The 21,304-nt window shown below is 64.3% G+C and carries 19 protein-coding genes; 12 read left to right on the forward strand and 7 right to left on the reverse strand.

Annotated elements, in window-relative coordinates:
* The first annotated feature begins 65 nt into the window (after positions 1–65).
* The 8 genes from AC1DOQ_RS10385 to can all read left to right on the forward strand — a co-directional run bounded on the left by AC1DOQ_RS10385 (position 66) and on the right by can (position 9,895).
* Entirely contained in the window at positions 66–1,055 is a 990-nt protein-coding gene (locus AC1DOQ_RS10385) for a DUF3667 domain-containing protein (protein ID WP_477362886.1), read from the forward strand.
* 136 nt (positions 1,056–1,191) lie between these two features.
* Positions 1,192–2,094, forward strand: a complete 903-nt coding sequence (locus tag AC1DOQ_RS10390; protein WP_477362889.1) for an NAD kinase — start codon at positions 1,192–1,194, stop codon at positions 2,092–2,094.
* A 35-nt stretch (positions 2,095–2,129) separates the two neighbouring features.
* On the forward strand, positions 2,130–3,794 hold the full coding sequence (gene recN, locus AC1DOQ_RS10395) for a DNA repair protein RecN (protein ID WP_477362892.1): 1,665 nt from the start codon (positions 2,130–2,132) through the stop codon (positions 3,792–3,794).
* A gap of 14 nt (positions 3,795–3,808) precedes the next feature.
* Entirely contained in the window at positions 3,809–4,912 is a 1,104-nt protein-coding gene (hemH, locus tag AC1DOQ_RS10400) for a ferrochelatase (RefSeq protein WP_477362895.1), read from the forward strand.
* Between the two features lie 371 nt (positions 4,913–5,283).
* Positions 5,284–5,841 (forward strand): nucleotide exchange factor GrpE, encoded by a 558-nt coding sequence (grpE, locus tag AC1DOQ_RS10405; RefSeq protein WP_477362898.1) that lies wholly within the window; start codon positions 5,284–5,286, stop codon positions 5,839–5,841.
* 96 nt (positions 5,842–5,937) lie between these two features.
* Positions 5,938–7,881, forward strand: coding sequence for a molecular chaperone DnaK (gene dnaK, locus AC1DOQ_RS10410; protein ID WP_477362901.1), 1,944 nt, complete (start codon positions 5,938–5,940; stop codon positions 7,879–7,881).
* A gap of 132 nt (positions 7,882–8,013) precedes the next feature.
* The gene (dnaJ, locus tag AC1DOQ_RS10415; protein WP_477323340.1) at positions 8,014–9,135 is read left to right on the forward strand and encodes a molecular chaperone DnaJ; all 1,122 of its coding nucleotides are present in this window, start codon (positions 8,014–8,016) and stop codon (positions 9,133–9,135) included.
* 85 nt (positions 9,136–9,220) lie between these two features.
* Positions 9,221–9,895 carry a carbonate dehydratase gene (gene can, locus AC1DOQ_RS10420; protein ID WP_477362904.1) on the forward strand — a complete coding sequence of 225 codons (675 nt, stop codon included), beginning with the start codon at positions 9,221–9,223 and terminating at the stop codon, positions 9,893–9,895.
* 125 nt (positions 9,896–10,020) lie between these two features.
* Here the strand turns inward: can and AC1DOQ_RS10425 are convergent, their stop codons facing one another.
* From AC1DOQ_RS10425 to gntR, 4 genes are all read right to left on the reverse strand, one after another.
* Complete coding sequence (locus AC1DOQ_RS10425) at positions 10,021–11,082, reverse strand: porin (protein ID WP_477362907.1); 1,062 nt, start codon at positions 11,080–11,082, stop codon at positions 10,021–10,023.
* Positions 11,083–11,109: 27 nt separating this feature from the next.
* Positions 11,110–12,438: an MFS transporter gene (locus AC1DOQ_RS10430; RefSeq protein ID WP_477362910.1), complete on the reverse strand. Its 1,329-nt coding sequence runs from the start codon at positions 12,436–12,438 to the stop codon at positions 11,110–11,112.
* A gap of 35 nt (positions 12,439–12,473) precedes the next feature.
* A complete protein-coding gene (locus AC1DOQ_RS10435) occupies positions 12,474–12,953 on the reverse strand; it encodes a gluconokinase (protein ID WP_477363015.1) in 480 nt (159 codons plus the stop codon).
* A 211-nt stretch (positions 12,954–13,164) separates the two neighbouring features.
* Positions 13,165–14,193 (reverse strand): HTH-type transcriptional regulator GntR, encoded by a 1,029-nt coding sequence (gene gntR / locus AC1DOQ_RS10440; protein WP_477362913.1) that lies wholly within the window; start codon positions 14,191–14,193, stop codon positions 13,165–13,167.
* A 90-nt stretch (positions 14,194–14,283) separates the two neighbouring features.
* Between gntR and AC1DOQ_RS10445 the strand changes: the two genes are divergently transcribed.
* The gene (locus tag AC1DOQ_RS10445; protein ID WP_477362916.1) at positions 14,284–14,655 is read left to right on the forward strand and encodes a nucleotide pyrophosphohydrolase; all 372 of its coding nucleotides are present in this window, start codon (positions 14,284–14,286) and stop codon (positions 14,653–14,655) included.
* A gap of 47 nt (positions 14,656–14,702) precedes the next feature.
* Here the strand turns inward: AC1DOQ_RS10445 and AC1DOQ_RS10450 are convergent, their stop codons facing one another.
* The 3 genes from AC1DOQ_RS10450 to AC1DOQ_RS10460 all read right to left on the reverse strand — a co-directional run bounded on the left by AC1DOQ_RS10450 (position 14,703) and on the right by AC1DOQ_RS10460 (position 18,401).
* A complete protein-coding gene (locus tag AC1DOQ_RS10450; protein WP_477362919.1) occupies positions 14,703–16,304 on the reverse strand; it encodes a methyl-accepting chemotaxis protein in 1,602 nt (533 codons plus the stop codon).
* Positions 16,305–16,567: 263 nt separating this feature from the next.
* On the reverse strand, positions 16,568–16,933 hold the full coding sequence (locus tag AC1DOQ_RS10455) for a DUF4844 domain-containing protein (RefSeq protein WP_477362921.1): 366 nt from the start codon (positions 16,931–16,933) through the stop codon (positions 16,568–16,570).
* 13 nt (positions 16,934–16,946) lie between these two features.
* A complete protein-coding gene (locus AC1DOQ_RS10460) occupies positions 16,947–18,401 on the reverse strand; it encodes an NAD-dependent succinate-semialdehyde dehydrogenase (RefSeq protein WP_477362924.1) in 1,455 nt (484 codons plus the stop codon).
* Positions 18,402–18,555: 154 nt separating this feature from the next.
* Between AC1DOQ_RS10460 and AC1DOQ_RS10465 the strand changes: the two genes are divergently transcribed.
* The 3 genes from AC1DOQ_RS10465 (at position 18,556) to AC1DOQ_RS10475 (ending at position 21,293) form a co-directional block, all read left to right on the forward strand.
* Positions 18,556–18,837 (forward strand): S41 family peptidase, encoded by a 282-nt coding sequence (locus AC1DOQ_RS10465; protein WP_477363018.1) that lies wholly within the window; start codon positions 18,556–18,558, stop codon positions 18,835–18,837.
* Between the two features lie 207 nt (positions 18,838–19,044).
* Positions 19,045–19,806, forward strand: a complete 762-nt coding sequence (locus AC1DOQ_RS10470) for a gamma-glutamyl-gamma-aminobutyrate hydrolase family protein (RefSeq protein ID WP_477362927.1) — start codon at positions 19,045–19,047, stop codon at positions 19,804–19,806.
* 116 nt (positions 19,807–19,922) lie between these two features.
* Positions 19,923–21,293, forward strand: a complete 1,371-nt coding sequence (locus AC1DOQ_RS10475; protein WP_477362930.1) for a glutamine synthetase family protein — start codon at positions 19,923–19,925, stop codon at positions 21,291–21,293.
* Positions 21,294–21,304: the final 11 nt, after the last annotated feature.

A 21,304-nucleotide genomic window follows, 5' to 3' on the forward strand; every position in this document is an offset into this window, starting at 1 on the left:
GATGATGCTTTTTTGCAATTAAATGGTTAACATGCATGCCTGTGTGCCGTTTGCCGGGAATTGCCGTGAACTCTGAAGCCGTCTCCGAAGTCGTCCTCCACCACCATGCCGCCAGCGATTGCCCGAACTGCGGCGCCGCCGTGTCCGGGAATTTCTGCCACCAGTGCGGGCAGGAGACCGTGCTGCATCCGCCCAGCACGCGCGAATTCCTGCACGAATTCATCGGCCACTACGTGGCGCTGGAAGGCAAGCTGTGGAAGACGATGAAGCTGCTGCTGCTCAAGCCCGGCCAGCTGAGCCTCGAATACATGCAGGGCCGCCGCGTACGCTACATCCAGCCGCTGCGCGTCTACCTGACCTTCAGCCTGATCTTCTTTGCCCTGTTTAAGTTCATGGGAGAGGATCACCATATCGGCGGCGTCAAGATCGACAGCGTTCCGGTGCTTACGATCGATCCCGGGGACAAGAAGCCCGCCGCGTCCGCGCACCCGCCCGTACCCGTTTCCGGGACCGCGGCGGCCAAGCCCGAAGCAAGCAGCAGTGCCAGGCCGGACGAAGACGAAAGCGACGACCCGCACGCGAAGACGGCCACCTTGCAGAAAGACGAGGAAGAAGACAAGTCGGGCTTCGAGAGTTTCATCGACAGTCTGGTCAGTTCGACCAGCGACGACAATGGCGCGAAGGCTAAAAAAGCCTTCTTCGGCTATGCACCCTACGCCGTGTTCGCCATGATGCCGCTGTTCGCCCTGTTCCTGAAGATCCTTTACCTGGGGTCGGGCAAGCGCTATGGCGAGCACCTGCTGTTCGCGCTGCACACGAACGCCTTCGCCTTCCTGATGCTCACCCTCATCATCCTCCAGAAGCCGCTGCGGATTCCCTACGTCGGCAACTTGCTGGGCCTGTGGCTGGTCTTCTACCTGCCGACCGCGATGCGGCGGGTGTACGGTGGTTCGCGCAAGCTCACGGCGCTGCGCTGGTGCACGCTGATGTTCCTGCACCTGCTGGCGCTGTCCTGCGCCATCGGTGTTGCAGTATGGCTTGGGGCCTCGCACTGATCCGAATCTTGCCGGATGCGCGCCGGGCAAATATACTGTGCGTTTGTACAGTAATCGCTGAGCGGCCGTATGGCAGAAGCCGGAAGAATCGGTTAATCTCCCCCGTGTCGTTTTTCATTACCGCCGAGATTTCCCTATGCCCGCTACGCCCGAATCGCAACAAACCATCGCGCTGGTCGTGCGGCACAACACCGCCGGCATCGACGAGCCGGTGCAGGCCATCGTCGACTTCCTGCGCGGCGCCGGCTACCTGCCCGTACTCGAAGCCGAGACCGCCGGCCACGTGAAGGTGGAAGGCGTGGCCGCGATGACGATGGACGAGATCGGCCGGCAGGCCAGCACCGCCATCGTGGTCGGCGGCGACGGCACCATGCTGGGCGTGGCGCGCCAGCTGGCCCGCTACAAGGTGCCCCTCATCGGCATCAACCAGGGCCGCCTGGGCTTCATGACCGACATCCCGATCGGCCGCATGCTGCCGGCGCTGGCCGAGATCCTCAGCGGCAAGGCGCGGGCCGAGGAGCGCACCCTGCTGGAAGCCCACCTGGTGCGCGACGGCAAGGAGATCCACTGTTCGGTGGCGGTGAACGACGTGGTGGTGTCGCGCGGTTCCGGCGCCGGCATGGCCGAACTGAAGGTCACGGTGGACGGCACCTTCATGTACAACCAGCGCTCGGACGGCCTGATCGTCTCCACGCCCACCGGCTCGACCGCCTATGCGCTGTCGGCCGGCGGCCCGCTGCTGCATCCGACCCTGGCCGGCATCGTGCTGGTGCCGATCGCGCCGCACGCACTGTCGAACCGCCCGATCGTGGTGCCGGACACCAGCCACATCGTGGTCGAGATCATGAATGGCCGCGACATCAGCGTGAACTTCGACATGCAGACTTTCACGAGCCTGCAGCACGGCGACCAGATCATGATCTCGCGCTCGCCCGACACCATCACCTTCCTGCATCCCGAAGGGTGGAGCTACTACCACACCCTGCGCGAAAAGCTGCACTGGAACGAGTATCCGTCCAGCGACGGCAAGCTCAAATAAACCAAGCATTCCGAAACCAGGAGACCTGTTTCTTCATGTTGCGCACATTGACCATCCGCGACTTCGTCATCGTCGACACGATCGAACTCGAGTTCTCGAATGGCTTCACGGTCTTCACTGGAGAGACCGGAGCCGGCAAGTCGATCCTGATCGATGCGCTGCAGCTCGCGCTGGGCGGGCGCGGCGACGCCAGCATGGTGCGCGAGGGCACCGCCAAGGCCGACATCAGCGCCGACTTCGCGCTCACGCCGGCGGCCACCGCCTGGCTCGAGCAGAACGAATTCGGCGTCGAGGAGGGCGGGGCGCTGCTGCGCCGGGTGATCGACAATGCCGGCCGCTCGAAGGCCTACATCAACGGCATCGCCGCCACCGCCGGCCAGCTGCGCGAGCTGGGCGAGATGCTGGTCGACATCCACGGCCAGCACGCCCACCAGTCGCTGCTCAAGCAGGATGCCCAGCGTGCGCTGCTGGACAACCAGATCGCCGTGCGCAATCCGGCAGCCACGGCCCAGGTGCAGGCGGTTGCCGGCTGCTACAAGGCCTGGCGCGCGCTGTCGCGCCAGCGCGAGGAATTCGAGACCAATGCGAAGAACGTGCTGCTCGAACGCGAGCGGCTCGAGTGGCAGGTCGGCGAGCTCGACAAGCTGGCCGTGAAGCCGGGCGAATGGGCCGAGATCACCAACGAGCACAGCCGCCTGTCGCACGCGGCCAGCCTGCTCGAGGGCGCGCAGGAAGCGCTGAACGCGATCTCCGAAGCCGAGCAGCCGATCCTGTCGCAGCTGTCCTCGCTGAACCAGAAGCTGGGCAAGCTGGCCGACGTCGACGCCGGCCTGCAGAACGTGCTCGACTGCATGGAGCCGGCCCGCATCCAGCTGCAGGAAGCAGTGTACGCGCTGAACGACTACATCGACAAGGTCGAGCTCGACCCCGAGCGCCTGGCCCAGGTCGATGCGCGCATGGATGCGATCCACAGCACTGCCCGCAAGTTCCGCGTCACGCCGGAGGAGCTGCCGGACGAGCACGCCACGCTGAAAGCCAAGCTGCGCCAGCTGGCCGATGCCAGCGACGTCGACGGCCTGCGCCGCCAGGAAGAGCAGGCCCGGGCCGCCTACCTGGAAGTGGCGGGCCGCCTGTCCGTCACGCGCCGGGAAGCGGCGCAACGCCTCGGCGAGCAGGTGACGGAAGCGATGCAGGAACTGTCGATGAGCGGTGGCCGCTTCGTGGTGTCGCTGAACCCCTGCGAGCCGGCCGTGTACGGCATGGAGCAGGTCGAATTCCTGGTGGCCGGCCATGTCGGCGTCGCGCCGCGTCCGCTGGCCAAGGTGGCCTCGGGCGGCGAACTGGCGCGCATCTCGCTGGCGATCTCCGTCATCACGTCGAATGCCACCACGGTGCCGACCCTGATCTTCGACGAGGTCGATACCGGCATCGGCGGTGGCGTCGCCGAGGTGGTGGGCCGCCTGCTGAAGCGCCTCGGCCATAGCCGCCAGGTGCTGTGCGTGACCCACCTGCCGCAGGTGGCGAGCCAGGCCAACCAGCACTTCCAGGTGGCCAAGGGCACGACCGGCGACGGCAAGACGGTCTCGCGCATCGACGTGCTGGACAAGAAGGAAAGGGTGGAAGAGGTGGCGCGCATGCTGGGCGGCATCGAGATCACCGAGACCACCCGCAAGCATGCGCGCGAGCTGCTGGCTTCATAATCTTCAACCAATTTATGCCATTCAGAAAAGAACCGCCCCACACCCACGGCGCGATCGCCAAGAGCGCCGTCGTGCTGGTCAACCTCGGCACGCCCGATGCGCCCACCCGGGCGGCGGTGCGGCGCTACCTGAAGCAGTTCCTGTCCGACCAGCGCGTGGTGGAGATCCCGCGCGCCGTCTGGAACCTGATCCTGCATCTCGTCATCCTGCCTTTCCGCTCCGGCAAGTCGGCGCAAAAGTACGCGATGATCTGGACCCGCGAAGGTTCGCCGCTGAAGGTGTACACGGCGCGGCAGGCGGCGAAGCTGGCGGAGCTGCTCGGCGAGCGCGGCCACGAGGACGTCGAGGTGGCGATGGCGATGCGCTACGGCTCGCCGGCGCTGCCGGAGGTGCTGGACGACCTGAAGGCGAAGGGTGTCGACCGCATCGTGGTGCTGCCGGCCTATCCGCAGTATTCGGGCACGACCACGGCCTCGATCTGGGATGCCGTCTACGCTCACTACGCCCAGGTGCGCAACATTCCCGAGCTGCGCCTGGTCAAGCACTACCACGACCATGAAGGCTATATCGAGGCGCTCGCCGACTCGGTGCTGGAATACTGGGAAGCCCACGGCCGCGGCGACAAGCTGGTGATGAGCTTCCACGGCGTGCCGAAGCGCACCTTGACCCTGGGCGACCCGTATTACTGCGAATGCCAGCGCACCGCGCGCCTGCTGGCGGCGCGCCTGCGCCTGTCGCCCGAGCAGTACCTGGTCACCTTCCAGTCGCGCTTCGGGCGCGCCGAATGGCTGCAGCCCTACACGGCGCCGACCGTGCAGCAGCTGGCGCGCGAAGGCGTCAAGCGCATCGACGTGATGTGCCCCGGCTTCACCAGCGACTGCCTGGAGACGCTGGAAGAAATCAATATGGAAGTGCGGCACGAGTTCGAATCGAACGGCGGCCAGGAATACCACTACATTCCCTGCCTGAACGACAACCCGGCCTGGATTACGGGATTGGCGGAAATCGCCGAGCAGCACCTGATCGGCTGGCCCACCATGATGAGCCCGTCACAGCGCGAGGTCCGGCGCAAGGATGCGGAAGAGGGCCGCGAGCACGCGGCCCGGTTGGGCGCATAAGGTCAAGGTCCGACGCGGGCTCTCCGAGCCCGCGCACGCGGACCTGCTAAAATGGCACGTTTTGCGGCGTCGCCCCGAGTTCCGCCAGGCAGATCGCTGCCAGCGCAAGGGCGGTCCAGACCACCACGGCGCCGCTGATCAGATGCAGTCTCATGATCTTTCCCCTGTTCCAATTAGGAAACATGGTAAGACGGCTAATTGCCGACGGGTTCTGCTGCCGCGTAAATCCTGTAACAAAAAATGTCAGGATATGCACATGTTAGCGCTGCAATTCCCCTTGAAAACGTAGGGGATCGCCCCATATGGGGCCCGTGTGTTAAGCAGGACAAGTCAATCAATCAGCCAAGTCCTTGATTCTAGGAGTTTTTTCGATGCAAGACCAAGAAAACCAAGAGGTGTCCAACCAGCCGGAAGGTGAAGCCGCAGCCAACGCAGCGAATGCGGGCCAGGCAACGCCGGCGTCGTCGGAGCCGAGTCTCGAAGAACAGCTGAGCGCCACCGAAGCCAAGCTGGCCGAGATGCACGATGCCTTCATGCGCGCCAAGGCCGAAGCGGACAATATCCGCCGCCGCGCCCAGGAAGATGTGAGCAAGGCCCACAAATTTGCCATCGAAAGCTTTGCCGAGGCCATGGTGCCGGTGCGCGACAGCCTGGAAATGGCGCTGAAGGTCGAAGCCCCTACCGTGGAATCGATCAAGGAAGGTGTCGAGATGACCCTCAAGCAGCTCACCGCCGCGTTCGAAAAGAACCGCCTGGTCGAAGTGATGCCGCAGCCGGGCGACAAGCTCGACCCGAACAAGCACCAGGCCGTGGCCGTCGTGCCGTCGGAGCAGGAAGCGAATACCGTGGTCGCAGTGTTGCAAAAAGGTTACATGATCGCCGACCGCCTGCTGCGTCCGGCCATCGTGACTGCTGCACAGCCGAAATAAATTTGCTCGTGCAAATTCCAAGCTCTTGAAAGCACGCAGTTTTTCCCTATATTCGACACATCTGAAAACTAAAACTAAGTATTAAAGGAAAACATTATGGGCAAAATCATCGGTATCGACCTGGGCACCACCAACTCCTGCGTGGCGATCATGGAAAATGGTCAGCCCAAGGTCATCGAAAATGCCGAAGGTGCTCGCACTACGCCTTCGATCATCGCTTACCAGGAAGACGGCGAGATCCTCGTCGGCGCGCCGGCAAAACGCCAGGCTGTCACCAATCCGAAAAACACCCTGTTCGCGGTCAAGCGCCTGATCGGCCGTAAGTTCGACGAAAAAGAAGTCCAGAAGGACATCGGCCTGATGCCGTACGCGATCGTCAAGGCCGACAACGGCGACGCCTGGGTCAGCGTGCGCGACAAGAAACTGGCGCCGCCGCAGATCTCGGCGGAAGTGCTGCGCAAGATGAAGAAGACCGCCGAGGACTACCTGGGCGAAGAAGTCACCGAAGCCGTGATCACCGTGCCGGCCTACTTCAACGACTCGCAGCGCCAGGCGACCAAGGACGCCGGCCGCATCGCGGGCCTGGACGTCAAGCGCATCATCAACGAGCCGACCGCGGCCGCGCTGGCATTCGGCCTGGACAAGACCGACAAGGGCGACCGCAAGATCGCCGTGTATGACCTCGGCGGCGGCACCTTCGACGTGTCGATCATCGAGATCGCCGACGTCGATGGCGAGAAGCAGTTCGAAGTGCTGTCGACCAACGGCGACACCTTCCTGGGCGGCGAAGACTTCGACCAGCGCGTGATCGACTACATCATCGACGAGTTCAAGAAGATCAACGGCCTCGACCTGTCGAAGGACCCGATCGCCCTGCAGCGCATCAAGGCTTCGGCCGAGCGCGCGAAGATCGAGCTGTCGTCCTCGCAGCAGACCGAGATCAACGAGCCGTACATCGCCATGGCGAACGGCGCGCCGGTCCACCTGAACCTGAAGATCACCCGCGCCAAGCTGGAAGCCCTGGTCGAGGAACTGATCTCGAAGACCATCGAACCGTGCCGCGTCGCCATCAAGGACGCCGGCGTGAAGGTCTCGGACATCGACGACATCATCCTGGTCGGCGGCATGACCCGTATGCCGAAGGTGCAGGAAAAGGTGAAGGAGTTCTTCGGCAAGGATCCGCGCAAGGACGTCAACCCGGACGAGGCCGTCGCAGTCGGCGCCGCGATCCAGGGCTCGGTGCTGGCCGGCGACCGCAAGGACCTGCTGCTGCTGGACGTGACCCCGCTGTCGCTGGGTATCGAAACCCTGGGCGGCGTGATGACCAAGATGATCCACAAGAACACCACGATCCCGACCAAGTTCTCGCAGGTGTTCTCGACCGCCGACGACAACCAGCCGGCCGTGACCATCAAGGTCTACCAGGGCGAGCGTGAAATCGCAGCGGGCAACAAGGGCCTGGGCGAGTTCAACCTGGAAGGCATCCCGCCGGCACCGCGCGGCACCCCGCAGATCGAAGTGACCTTCGACATCGACGCCAACGGCATCCTGCACGTGGGCGCCAAGGACAAGGCCACCGGCAAGGAAAACAAGATCACCATCAAGGCCAACTCGGGCCTGTCGGAAGACGAGATCCAGAAGATGGTGAAGGACGCCGAGCTGAACGCGGAAGAGGACAAGAAGGTCAAGGAACTGGCGGAGTCGCGCAACCAGGCCGACGCGCTGGTCCACTCGACCCGCAAGTCCCTGACCGAGTACGGCGACAAGCTGGACGGCGGCGAGAAGGAAAAGATCGAAGCCGCGATCGCCGACCTGGAAGGCTCGATCAAATCGGGCGACAAGGCCGAGATCGATGCCAAGGTGGCATCCCTGTCGACCGCCGCGCAAAAGCTGGGCGAGAAGATGTACGCCGACATGCAGGGCCAGCAAGCTGGCGCTGCCGGTGCGGCTGGCGCGCAACAGCCGGGTGCCGAATCGTCGGCCAAGGCGGACGATGACGTGGTCGATGCTGACTTCAAGGAAGTCAAGGACGCCAAGTAATGTCACAATAGGGGGTTAGCCGCTCAAGTTAGCTCCCAACGCGGAACATTCCGAGCCGATGCAGCCTTCTGGTGCCCGGCTCGGTTTTTTTGCACAGACAGTTTTTCAAGATAGACAGCAAGGTGCCGACAAATGGCAAAGCGTGATTTTTACGAGATCCTCGGGGTCGCCAAGACTGCGTCGGAAGACGAGATCAAGAAGGCCTATCGCAAGCTCGCGATGAAGTACCACCCCGACCGCAATCCGGATAACAAGGAAGCGGAGGAGAAGTTCAAGGAGGTCAAGGAAGCCTACGAGATGCTGACCAATCCGGAGAAGCGCGAAGCGTACGACCGTTACGGTCACGCCGGCGTCGATCCGAACAGCGGCATGGGCGGCGGTTTCGGCGCCGGCGGTTTCTCGGATGCCTTCGGCGACATCTTCGGTGACATCTTCGGCGGTGGCCGCGGCCGCAGCTCGGGCCCGCAGGTGTACCGCGGCGCCGACCTGCGCTACAACCTCGAGATCACGCTGGAACAGGCGGCCGCCGGCTTCGACACCACCATCCGCGTGCCGAGCTGGGACAAGTGCGACACCTGCCACGGCAGCGGCGCCAAGCCGGGCACACAGCCGGTCACCTGCTCGACCTGCCACGGCCACGGCCAGGTGCGCATGCAGCAGGGCTTCTTCTCGATCCAGCAGACCTGCCCGAAGTGCCATGGCAGCGGCAAGATCATCCCGGAACCGTGCGCGGCCTGCGGCGGCGCCGGACGCATCAAGCGCAACAAGACCCTGGAAGTCAAGATCCCGGCCGGTATCGACAATGGCATGCGGATCCGCTCGTCGGGTAACGGCGAGCCGGGCACCAACGGCGGTCCGCCGGGCGACCTGTACGTCGAGATCCACATCAAGCCGCACGAAGTGTTCCAGCGCGAAGGCGACGACCTGCATTGCGAAATGCCGATCTCGTTCAGCAAGGCGGCACTGGGCGGCGAGATCGAGGTGCCGACCCTGGGCGGCAAGGTATCCTTCACCATCCCCGAAGGCACCCAGACCGGCAAGGTCTTCCGCCTGAAGGGCAAGGGCGTCAAAGGCGTGCGTTCCGGCTACGCGGGCGACCTGTTCTGCCACGTCGTGGTCGAGACCCCGGTCAAGCTGACCGACAAGCAGAAGGACCTGCTGCGCGAGTTCGAGCGCCTGACCAGGGAGGGCGGCGCCAAGCACAGCCCCCAGAGCAAGGGCTGGATGGATAAAGTGAAGGACTTCTTCGAGTAAGAAGTCGACAACCGCTGGATGGCGCGAGTCCCAGCGGTTTTTTTTGCATTAATAGTTAGCTTAATCACAAGGTCGAGAGAATCAGATGCCTAACTCAAAACCCATCACCAGGGAGCTGTTCGCCAAGAATCGCGCCTGGGCGGAATCGGTCGTCGCCAAGCAGCCCGATTTCTTCAAATCGCTGGCCGCGCAGCAGGCCCCGGAATACATGTGGATCGGCTGCTCGGACAGCCGCGTGCCCGCCAACGAACTGCTGGGCATGATGCCGGGCGAGATGTTCGTCCATCGCAACGTGGCGAACGTGGTGGTGCACTCGGACCTGAATTGCCTGTCGGTGCTCCAGTTCGCCATTGACGTGCTCAAGGTGAAGCACGTCATCGTCTGCGGTCATTACGGCTGCGGTGGCGTGCACGCGGCCCTCACCGGACGCCGGGTCGGCCTGACCGACAACTGGCTGCGCCACGTGCAGGACGTCAAGCACAAGCACGGCCGCTACCTGGGGGAGATCGTGCAGCCCAGCGTCGCCCACGATCGGCTGGTCGAGCTGAACGTGGCCGAGCAGGTGATCAACTGCGCCCAAACCACGGTGGTTCAGGATGCCTGGGACCGTGGGCAGGAGCTGACGATCCACAGCTGGGTGTACGGCTTGAAGGACGGCCTGCTGCGCGACCTTGGCATGACCGTGTCCAGCGTCGAGGAACTGACGCAGAAATACGACGCGCTGCTGGCGCGCTACGCGGACGGCTGGACCCCGGCGTGAGCGAGCCGCTGCAGCTGCGCGGCCTCGGCATCACGGTCGGCAGCTGCCAGGAGGTCCAGCCGAGGCTGGACCCGATCCTGCGGCGTCATCTGGAAAGCGACGCCGGCAACTGAGCCGGCAGGCCGTCAGAAGCGGTGGCGCAAGCCCACCGCTAACTGGCGGTTGCCGGTGCCGGGTTCTTCGCTGTTGCCTTCGGTGTAGGCGGCGCCGTTGTGGTTGTGGATCACGCCGTAGGAGGCATAGACGTCGCTGCGCTTCGAGAAGGCGTACATGTAGGCGGCGCCCAGCTGTTGCGCATCCTGGTTGTGCAGGGTGCGGTCGTCAGCCCGCACATAGGTCAGCACGACGGTGCTGGCGCCGAACGGCACCGACGCCCCCAGCAGCAGGTCGCGGCTGTCGGTCGACGCGATCGGCGGCAGGCCGCCGAACACCGCGGCGCCATTGTTCAGGGGCGCGCTGTTGCGTCCCTTGTTCACCTCGTAGCCGAAGTAGGCGCGCAGGATCCCGAAGTCGTAGTTGGCGCCGAACAGCAGGTTGCGGGCGGGATCGGTGCCGCTCACGGTGGCGCTGTCGTTGTTCTTGCGGTGATAGGCGATGCGGGCGGACAGCGGACCGCCGGTGTAGCCGAAGGAGCCGCCGAAGGCCCGTCCGGCGGCGCTGTCGCCGGCGACTTCGCCGGCCACATACATCAGGTCGCCGCTGAATCCATGCATGTCGGGACTACGGTAGAGCACCGAATTCGATGCCCGGAAGCCGGTCGGCGGCATCAGGTTGTTGGAGCGCACGACGCCGTTGCGCAAGGGGTCGACCACCACGTTGAGCGTGGTGAACAGCGGCGTGTCCTGCAGGCCGGCGGAGACCGAACCGAAGCGGCCGCGCAGGCCGACGATCGAGGTGCGGCCGAACAGCGTGTTGTTCTGGGTCGAGGTGCCGTTATCGGCGTGGATGCCGCCTTCGATCACGAAGAACGCGGCCATGCCCTGGCCCAGGTCTTCGCTGCCACGAAAGCCCCAGCGGCTCTGGGTGGCCATGCCGCTGGTCACGCGGGTCGAGGTGCCGGCGACGCCGCCCTGGTCGACCGACACACCCATATCCATCACACCATAGAAGGCGACCGAAGAACCGTCGGCCAGTGCTGCGCCACTGCACAGCATGGCTGCGCACATCAGGGAAAACTTGGATTTCATATTCGTCTTTCTTTTTTTGTTTTTCTATCAGGCTGTCTTGCCCGGTGCGCGTACTGCGGGGGTGCCGGATTCGGGATCGGGAATCGGTTCGATCTTCCCGAGCACGAACACGAAGCAGACGATGCCGATGACGAGGATGACGCCGGCGACGAAGAAGGCATTGGTGAACGAGGCGGTGGCGCCGACGATCATGCCGGTCACGATCGGTGCGGCCGCGCCCATCAGGTTGTTCGCGAAATTCATGATGCCGCCGATGGTGCCGGCGCCGCCCTTCGGCGCGATCAGCGAAGGCAGCGACCAGCCGACCGGCGCTGCCGAGGCCAGGCCGCCCAGGGCGATCGAGATCCAGAAGATGGCCCAGGCCGGATCGGTGGTCTGGGTGGCGCCGAACACGGCCAGGCCGAAGGTCATGCCGACGATCAGCACGGTCTTGCGCACCTTCGATTCGTTCTTGCCGCGCGAAACCAGGTGGTCGATCAGCCAACCGCCGACGAACAGGTCGGTCAGGGTGGCGAAGGCCCAGGGAATGGCGGCGAAGCCGGCCGACTTGATAATGCTCATGTGCATCTGCTCGACCAGGTAGCCCGGCAGCCAGGTCAGGAACAGGTAGAAGGTGTAGCCGTAGGCGGCGAAACCGAGGGTCAGGCCCCACACCTTGGACTTGGTCAGCAGATAGCCCAGCATGTTGAGGGCGCCGGCGTCGGCCGGGCCTTCAGGCGCGGCGCCGCCGCGCTGGATGTAGTCGAGTTCCGCTTTCGACAGGTTCTTGTCGGCGCTCGGGTCGCGGTACAGCACGTAGAAGGCGATGAAGTACAGGAAGCTCAGGGTCGCGGTGAGTGCGAAACCCCAGCGCCAGCCGAAGGCCACCACCGTCACCGCCACCAGCGGCACGCCGATCACGTTCGAGAACTTGGCGGCGGCGTCGAAGATCGCGGTAGCCAGGCCGCGCTCGTTGCGCGGGAACCAGTAGCCGGTGGCCTTGGAGCTGACCGGGAAGGCCGGCGCTTCGGCCACGCCCAGCAGGATGCGCGCCACGAAGATGCCGGCGAAGCCGCTCGAGAATGCCGTGATGACCGAGGCCAGGCCCCACAGGAAGGCGCCCCAGCGTCCGACCCGGGTCGGGCCGAAGCGGTCCAGCACCATCCCGACCGGAATCTGCAGCAGCGAATACGACCAGGCGAAGGCGGAAAACAGCAGGCCCAGTTCGACGGGGCTGAGGTGGAACACATCCTTGATCTGGGGTGCCGCGACCGACAGGCCGATGCGGTCGATGTAGTTGATCAGGACGCCGACGCCTAGCAGCGCGCCGATGCCCCAGCGGCGCCGGGGAATGCCTTGTTGTCTGGTTGAAGCCATGCTTGTGTCTCCTATGTCGTGTTGATGAACGGGTTCTAGCGACCCTGGGTGTGAAGTATTTCTTCGGTGAGTTCGGGAAGCGTCTTGCTGAGGTCGAGCAGCAGGCCGGCTTCGTCCTGCTGCAGGGGTTCGAGGTCGCGCAGCTGGCTGTCGAGCAGCGAGGCCGGCATGTAGTGGGCGGTGCGCGCCAGCATGCGCTGGGCGATCAGCTCGCGCGGGCCGCTCAGGTGGGCGAAGCGCAGGTCGGGGTCGGCGGCGCGCAGCAGGTCGCGGTAACGGCGCTTGAGGGCCGAACAGGCCAGCACCAGGCCTTCGCCGCGCGCCCGGGCCGCGGCGATCTCGCCCTGCAGGACGCGCAGCCAATCGGCGCGGTCGTCGTCGTTCAGAGGAATGCCGGAAGCCATCTTGGCCACGTTCGATGCGCTGTGGTAGGCGTCGCCTTCGAGGAAGCGCACGTCCAGCGCTTGCGCCAGCCGCTGCCCGACCTCGCTCTTGCCGCAGCCGGACACACCCATCACGACCCAGCGCGCCGGTGTGGCGGAAGGGGTGGAATCGGGGCTTTGATTGATGGGTGGATGATAAATCATGATAAATTTGGTAGCGTTATCAGGCGTTGCGAGTCTACGCCGATCGATGGCTTTGTAAAGAAGTTTTCATGCTGCGGCGCAGCACGAACGCAAACTGGTGACGCCGCGGCCGCCTGCTCGCAAGCGGCCGGGAGGAGGATCAGGCGCTTTCGCGCGCCATCAGGGTGAAGCCGAGATCGATGCGGGTGAGGGCGGGCGTTTCGCCGTGGATGACGGCGCGCAGCAGCTGGGCCGCCTCGAAACCGACGCGGTAGCGCGGCGTGGCGATGGTGGTGAGGGAAGGATTCATCCAGGCCGACACCGGCAGGTCGTTGAAGCCGCAGATGGCGAGCCGGGCGGGCACCGCGATGCCGCGCCGCTGGCACTGGAAGATCGCGCCCTGGGCCAGGTCATCGTTGCAGCAAAAGATGGCGTCGCAGTCGGGCGTCACCGACAGCATGCGTCCCAGCAGTTCGGCGCCGAGCGCGATCGTGGACGGGTCGCTCACCATGGTCTCGAGCAGGGGATCGTACAGCCCGGCTTCCTGCAAGGCGCGGCGGTAGCCTTCGGCACGCTTCAGCGTGCGCTCGTCGCGCTGGGCGCCCATGAAGCCGATGCGCTGGTAACCCTTGTCGACGAGGTAGCGGGTCATGGTGTAGCCGGCCTCGATCTGCGAAAAGCCGACCGACAGCGCGTCCGGCGAACTCGCGAGGTCCATCATCGAGACCACCGGCAATTTCGACGAGGTCAGGATTTTCGTGACCTGCTTGCTGTGGGTCAGGCCGGACAGCAGCACGCCATCCGGGTTCGATTGCAGGTAAATGTTGAGAAGCTTTTCTTCCTCGGCATCCGAGTAGCGGGTATTGCCGATCAGGATCTGGTAGCCATCCTTTTCCAGCGCGTCCTGGATGCCGGCCAGGACTTCGGTGAACACGGCGTTCGACAGCGACGGCACCAGCACCACGATCACCTTCGACTGCGCCGAGGCAAGCGCGCGGGCGGCGCGGTTGGGCACGTAGCCCAGCTCTTCCACGGCTTCCTCGATGCGTGCGCGCAGCGCGGCCGACACCAGCTCCGGCTGGTTGATCGCGCGCGATACCGTCATGGTCCCGACGCCGGCCCGCGCCGCCACCTCGGACAGCGTGACGCGGCCGCTGCTGCGGCTGCGAAGGGTTTCTGGTTTGTTCATCGTCTGATTTGATAGCGTTATCGGCGCCCTGGTGAGCCGGCCGCTGTATCATGGCCTCCCCACAAGGGACACTTGTATTGGAGCACGATTATGGCAAATGATTCGGCATTTGGCGACCTCGCCCGGCTGCGGGCGATGGTGCGCGAATTCGTCGACGAGCGCGACTGGGACCAGTTCCACACACCAAAGAACCTGGCCTCCGCACTGACGGTGGAAGCGGCCGAGCTGCTGGAACACTTCCAGTGGCTGCAGCATGGCCGCTTTGAAGAACTCGGCCCGGACAAGCTGGTAGAAGTGCGGCACGAGATGGCCGACGTGCTGGTCTACCTGGTGCGCCTGGCCGACAAGCTCGACGTCGACTTGCTGGCGGCGGTGGAAGAGAAGATGGTGCTCAACCGGGCCAAGTACCCGGCCGAGCAGGTGCGCGGCGACGCGCGCAAATACGACGAGTACAAATCGTAGGGTGGGCACGCCGTGCCCACGCGTAACGTTGGCGTTACGTTGGTATCTCAGGCAGCCAGCGCCAGACGCGTTGCCGGTGCCGAACGAAGGGCCTGCCCCGCAGCACCAGCCAGGCGGAAGGTACTGACCAGCTCCTCCAACTGTCCGGACTGCTCCTGCAGCGATTGCGCCGCCGCCGCCGCTTCTTCCACCAGGGCTGCGTTCTGCTGAGTGACGGAATCCATTTCGCCGATTGCCTGGTTGATCTGCTCGATACCGGCTTCCTGTTCCTGGCTCGCGGCCGTGATCTCGCCCATGATGTCGGTCACGCGGCGCACGCTGGCGACGATCTCGTCCATGGTCGAACCGGCCTGCTGTACCAGGCGGCTGCCCTGGCCGACCTTCTCGACCGAGTCGCCGATCAGGGTCTTGATTTCCTTGGCGGCGGCGGCCGAGCGTTGGGCCAGGTTACGCACCTCGCTCGCCACCACGGCGAAGCCGCGGCCCTGTTCGCCGGCACGCGCCGCTTCCACCGCCGCATTCAGCGCCAGGATATTCGTCTGGAAGGCGATGCCATCGATGACGCCGATGATGTCGACGATCTGCTTGGCCGATTCATTGATCGAGTTCATCGTGATCACCACGTCGGAAACCACCTCGCCGCCGCGCATGGCCACGTTCGAGGCCGACATCGCCAGCTGGTTGGCCTGACGCGCGTTTTCCGCATTCTGCTTGACGGTCGAGGTCAGCTCTTCCATCGAGGAGGCGGTTTCTTCGAGCGCACCGGCCTGCTGTTCGGTGCGGCTGGACAGGTCCAGGTTGCCGGTCGCGATTTCGTTCGAGGCGGTGGCGAGGGTTTCGGTGCCGCTGCGCACCTGGCCGACGATGGTCTGCAACGAGCCGTTCATGTCCTTCAGGGCTGCCAGCAGTTCGCCGGTTTCGTCGGTCGAATTGACTTCGATGTGGCTGGTGAGGTCGCCGGCGGCGACGGTCTTGGCAACGTCCACCGCGCGGCGCATCGGCAGCGTGATCGAGCGGGTGATGAAGAAGCCGATCGCAACCGCGGCCAGCAAGGCGATCACGGCCACGCCGATCAGCAGCATGCGCGCCTGCCTGAACTCGACTTGGCCGGCTGCCAGTTCGGCCTGGTTGCGGACGGCCTGGGCTTCCATCATTTTCGTGAGGTCGGCCTGCCATGCCCTGGTGGCCGGCATGACGCTGGACTTCATCAGGCTGACCGCTTCGTCGTTCTTGTTTTCCCTGCCCAGTTGCTGGGTTTTCGCGATCAGGGGGGCGGCCGTGTTGCGCGCCGCCGCGATCTTTTCCAGTTGCGCCCGCAGTTGCGGGTCGGCGATCATCTTGTCGAGGGTGGCGACGGCCTGGTCGTATTCCTGCCATGCGCCTTCGATCGTCTTGGCGATGTTCGCCATTTCAGCTTCGTCGCTGGTGAGGATGATGTCGCGCACGTTGATGGCGATGCGGCGCTGGGCGTCGCGCAGGTCGGTCACGTTCTTGATCTGGACGTTGTTGTTGTTGACGATCTTGTCCACGGCCGCGTTGAGCGCGTTCATGTTTTCGAGACCGAAGATCGCGACCAGGATCAGCAGGGCCAGCATCAGTCCAAAGCCCAGGCCGAGGCGCTGGCCGATCTTCATATTGTTCAGCTTCATTTCTATGGAGTCCTTGTTATCGAAGAAGGGTGCAGGCGGCCGCTGAACATCTGAGGTCCAGGAAAAAATGCGGGCGGAGGTAGGCAGTGCGGTCGCTGCTGGTTGGCGGGGGTGGGGCCAACGCAAGGGAGCGTCACGGGTTGTGACGGTGCGAGAGATTCTAGTAGGACAAATCCTACAAGACAATCAAAACGTTGCCATGTGGAAAATCAACAACGTTCAACAAGAGCGCGCGGCCGCGCCGGAACGCGTGCTGCGGATGCTCAGATACCGCCCAGGTAACAGGCCAGCAGGCCGTCGGAACTCTCGATCCCGAGGATGTCCATCAGGCGCTCGAGTTCGCTACCGAAGTGTTCTCTTGCCTCGGTATCTTCCTCCTGGACCAGTTCCAGCGACTGCTGGAACTGCTTCATGACCCAGAACTTGGTCGGATGCGCTTCGACGCCGGCCAGCAGGCGCGTGGCCAGGTCGTCCAGCACCACCGCCAGGCGCTCGCGTTCCGCCGACGGGTTCACGCCCGGCAGGTCGGCCAGCTTGGGGCCGGCGCGGAAGGCGCGCAGTTGTTCGAGGACGCGCGGCACGATGAACAGCGGCGCATCCTCGACGTCGGACATGGGATCGTAGGCCATGTTCGGTCCGTGCTTACATGCCGCCGAGGCAGATGTACTTGATGACCAGGTAGTCGTCCATGCCGTACTTCGAGCCTTCGCGGCCCAGGCCGGACTGCTTGACCCCGCCGAAAGGCGCGATCTCGTTCGAGATCAGGCCGGTGTTCACGCCCACCATGCCGGTCTCGATCTGCTCGGCCACGCGCCACACGCGGTTGATATCGCGCGCATAGAAGTAGGAGGCCAGGCCGAATTCCGTGTTGTTGGCGAGGGCGATGACTTCCTCTTCGGTCTTGAAGCGGAACAGCGGCGCCACCGGGCCGAAGGTTTCCTCTTCCGAAATCAGCATGGCCGGGGTCACGTCGGCCAGCACGGTCGGCTGGAAGAAGCTGTGGCCGAGTTCATGGCGCTTGCCGCCCAGCAGCAGGCGGGCGCCTTTCGACAGCGCGTCGGCGATGTGGTTCTCGACCTTCACGAGGGCCTTGTCTTCGATCAGCGGGCCCTGGTTCACGCCCGGCTCCATGCCATTGCCGACTTTGAGTCCCTTGACCTTCTCGGTGAAGCGGCGCGCGAATTCGTCGTACACGCCGTCCTGCACGTAGATGCGGTTGGCGCAGACGCAGGTCTGGCCGGCGTTGCGGTACTTCGAGGCGAGCGCGCCCTCGACGGCCGCGTCGAGGTCGGCGTCGTCGAACACGATGAAGGAGGCGTTGCCGCCCAGTTCCAGCGACAGCTTCTTGACCGTCGGCGCGCACTGTTCCATCAGCAGGCGGCCGACCGGGGTCGAGCCCGTGAAGCTCAGCTTGCGCACGATCGGGTTGGCGCACATCTCGGCGCCGATCGCTTTCGCATCGCCGATCACGACCGAGAACACGCCTTTCGGCACGCCGGCGCGCTCGGCCAGCACGGCCAGGGCCAGGGCGGAGAACGGGGTCAGCTCGGCGGGCTTCAGCACGATCGGGCAGCCGGCGGCAAGGGCCGGCGCCACCTTGCGGGTGATCATCGCGGACGGGAAGTTCCACGGCGTGATGGCGGCGCAGACGCCGATCGGTTCCTTGGTCACGATCAGGCGGCGGTCGCGCGCCGGCGATTCCAGCACGTCGCCCTCGATGCGCTTGGCCTGCTCGCCGAACCATTCGAAGAAGGAGGCGGCGTAGCCGACTTCGCCTTTCGCTTCGGCCAGCGGCTTGCCCTGTTCGGCGGTCATGATGGCGGCCAGGTCGTCCGCGTTCTCGAGCATCAGGTCGTTCCACTTGCGCAGGATGAGCGCGCGTTCGCGCGCGGTCTTCTTGCGCCATGCCGGCCAGGCGGCATTCGCGGCCTCGATCGCGCGGCGGGTCTCCTGCGCGCCCATGTGGGGCACGGTCCCCAGCGATTCGCCGGTGGCCGGATTGGTCACCGTCACGGTCCGGCCCTCGCGGGCATCGCACCATTCGCCGTCGATATACGCCTGTTGGCGCAGCAGGGAAGGATCTTTCAGGTTCAGCATGGTTTCCTCATCAGGTAGGGCTGGTTCTTGTTCCTATCAGAAGACAAAGATACCACGCGCGGCAGGATCGGACAGGGTGGGGCCACAATCGTCGCCGCTTGCATTCTGTCGCAAACAAACAGGTTCGCAGATCGGAGTTTTTTAATGTCATGTCATCAATAACAACGACTTCGCGGTCGCCTTCGATAGCATGCAGCGCGGCATCATTGCCGGCGAACCGACCGGCGGCAGCACCGGCCAGCCGCTGATGTTCCGCCTGCCGGGCGGCGGCTTCGCGCGCGTCTGCACCAAGGCCGATACCTATCCGGACGGCCGCCGGTGGGTGGGCAAGGGCATCCAGCCGACCCTGCAGGTGGCGCCCACCGTGCTCGACCTGCAGAAGGGCAGGGATACGGTGCTGGAAGCAACCGTGGCGGCGCTGAAGAAGCAGATCTGAGCCGCCAGTCGTGTTGGCATGGTTTTCGAGTTGACGTTAAGCTTTTGCTACCGGTTTCTGAATGGGGGAACCTATCCCACTAGCAGATTTTCAGCGATGCGCAGGATGAGTCCGTGTGCTTGTTGATCTGGATTAACGGCCACTCGCACCCGGATCAGATTGCAGTATGATGGTCCGTGTGCGCCTCACTTCACAAAGGTAGAGAACATGCGCCCGATCGTAATCATCCCCGCTTGCACCCGCGACTTCGGAGAACATCCTTATTACGCGGCCCAGCACAAGTATGTCGACGCAGTCGTGATCGGCGCCGATTGCGCGCCCATGATCCTGCCGTCGCTGGGGGAGAGGCTCGACCTGGAAACCATGCTCGACCTGTGCGACGGCATCATGCTGACCGGCTCGGCATCGAACGTTCATCCCAGCTACTACTCCGAAGAAGTGCTCGACCCGACCCTGCCGCAGGATCCGGCGCGCGACCAGACCACGTTGCCGCTGATCCGTCAGGCGGTCAAGCGCGGCATTCCGATCATCGCAATCTGCCGCGGCTTCCAGGAAATGAACGTGGCGCTGGGCGGCAGCCTGCACCAGGCGGTGCAGACCGTATCGGGGCATTTCGACCATCGCGAGAATCCCGAACTGGGGATGGACGAACAGTATGGCGACGCGCACAAGATCCGCATCATCGAAGGCGGAATGCTGCATGGAATCCTGGGCAGGGACGAAATTCCCGTCAATTCCCTGCATGGCCAGGGCATACACGAGCTTGCGCCCGGCCTGACGGTCGAAGCGGTGGCGGAGGATGGCCTGGTCGAGGCGTTTTCCGTCTCCACTTCGCCGGGCTTCACCCTGGCCCTCCAATGGCACCCGGAATGGCGCATCGCCCACAATCCGCACTCGATGAAGATGTTCGGCGCCTTCGGCGATGCCTGCCGTGCCCGCTTTCAATCCAAAAAACGGAAGAACGTATGACCGCCTGTGAAAAATGGGCGGCCCGCTCCGTTCCATAGCGTTCCTGTTCAGACCAGACCGCGCGCCGCGGGCCGCGTTTGTGCGCCCGCGTTCATTCAAGGAACAGAGGAACCATCATGGCTATACGCGACAATTTTTCATACAACGACATGGACGAGTGGCTCAACGGTAAGCGAGTCACCGAAATCGAATGCCTGGTCCCCGACCTGACCGGCGTCGCCCGCGGCAAAATTTTGCCACGTGTAAAATTTACCGAAGACCGCGGCATGCGCCTGCCGGAGATCGTGCTGGGCATGACCGTCACCGGCAACTCGCCGGAGAACGACGATGCCTTCGACCGCGCGATCTCGACCACCGACCGCGACATGATCCTGAAGGCCGACCCCGGCACCATCACGATGGTGCCGTGGGCCGTCGACCCCACCGCCCAGGTCATCCACGACTGCTATTTCTCCGACGGCCGCCTGGTCGACTTCGCCCCGCGCAGCGTGCTGCGGCGCGTGCTGAAGCTGTACACGCAAAAGGGCTGGAAGCCGCTGGTGGCGCCCGAGCTCGAGTTCTACCTGACGGCCAAGAACATCGACCCGGACCTGCCGCTGGCCGCGCCGATCGGCCGCAGCGGACGCTCCGAGACCAGCCGCCAGGTCTACAGCATCGACGCCGTCAACGAATTCGACCCGCTGTTCGAGGACATCTACGACTACTGCGACATGATGGGCCTGGACGTCGACACGCTGATCCACGAGATCGGCGCCGGCCAGATGGAGATCAACTTCCAGCACGGCGAGCCGCTGGGCCTGGCCGACAAGGTCTTCTACTTCAAGCGCACCTTGCGCGAGGCCGCGCTCAAGCACGACATGTACGCCACTTTCATGGCCAAGCCGATGGCGGGCGAACCCGGTTCGGCGATGCACGTGCACCAGAGCGTGGTCGACGGCGAGACCGGCCACAACATCTTCAGCGACGAAAACGGCGCGCCGTCCGAGCTGTTCCGCTGGTACGTGGGCGGCCTGCAGAAGTACATGCCGTCGGCGATGGCGATCGTGGCGCCCTACGTGAACTCCTACCGCCGCATCGTGCGCCGCACCGCCGCGCCGATCAACCTGCAGTGGGGCGTCGACAACCGCACGGTCGGCATCCGCGTGCCGGTGTCGGGCTCGCAGGACCGCCGCGTCGAGAACCGCGTGATCGGCGCCGACGCCAACCCCTATCTGGCGCTGGCCGTGACCCTGGCCTGCGGCTACCTCGGCATCCAGGAGCAGATCGAGCCGACTCCGATGGTCGAGGGCAGCGCCTACAAGATGGAAGTCGAACTGCCGCAGGGACTGCCGGAGGCGCTCACCCTGCTGCGCCGCGAAGACCGCCTGCGCGACATCCTGGGCGAGCGCTTCATCGACGTCTATTCGGCGGTGAAGGAACTCGAGCACCAGGAGTTCATGACCGTCATCAGCCCGTGGGAACGGGAACACCTTCTGCTGCATGTATGAGAGAGAGCGTC

This window comes from Massilia sp. 01N417 (genome assembly GCF_056399645.1).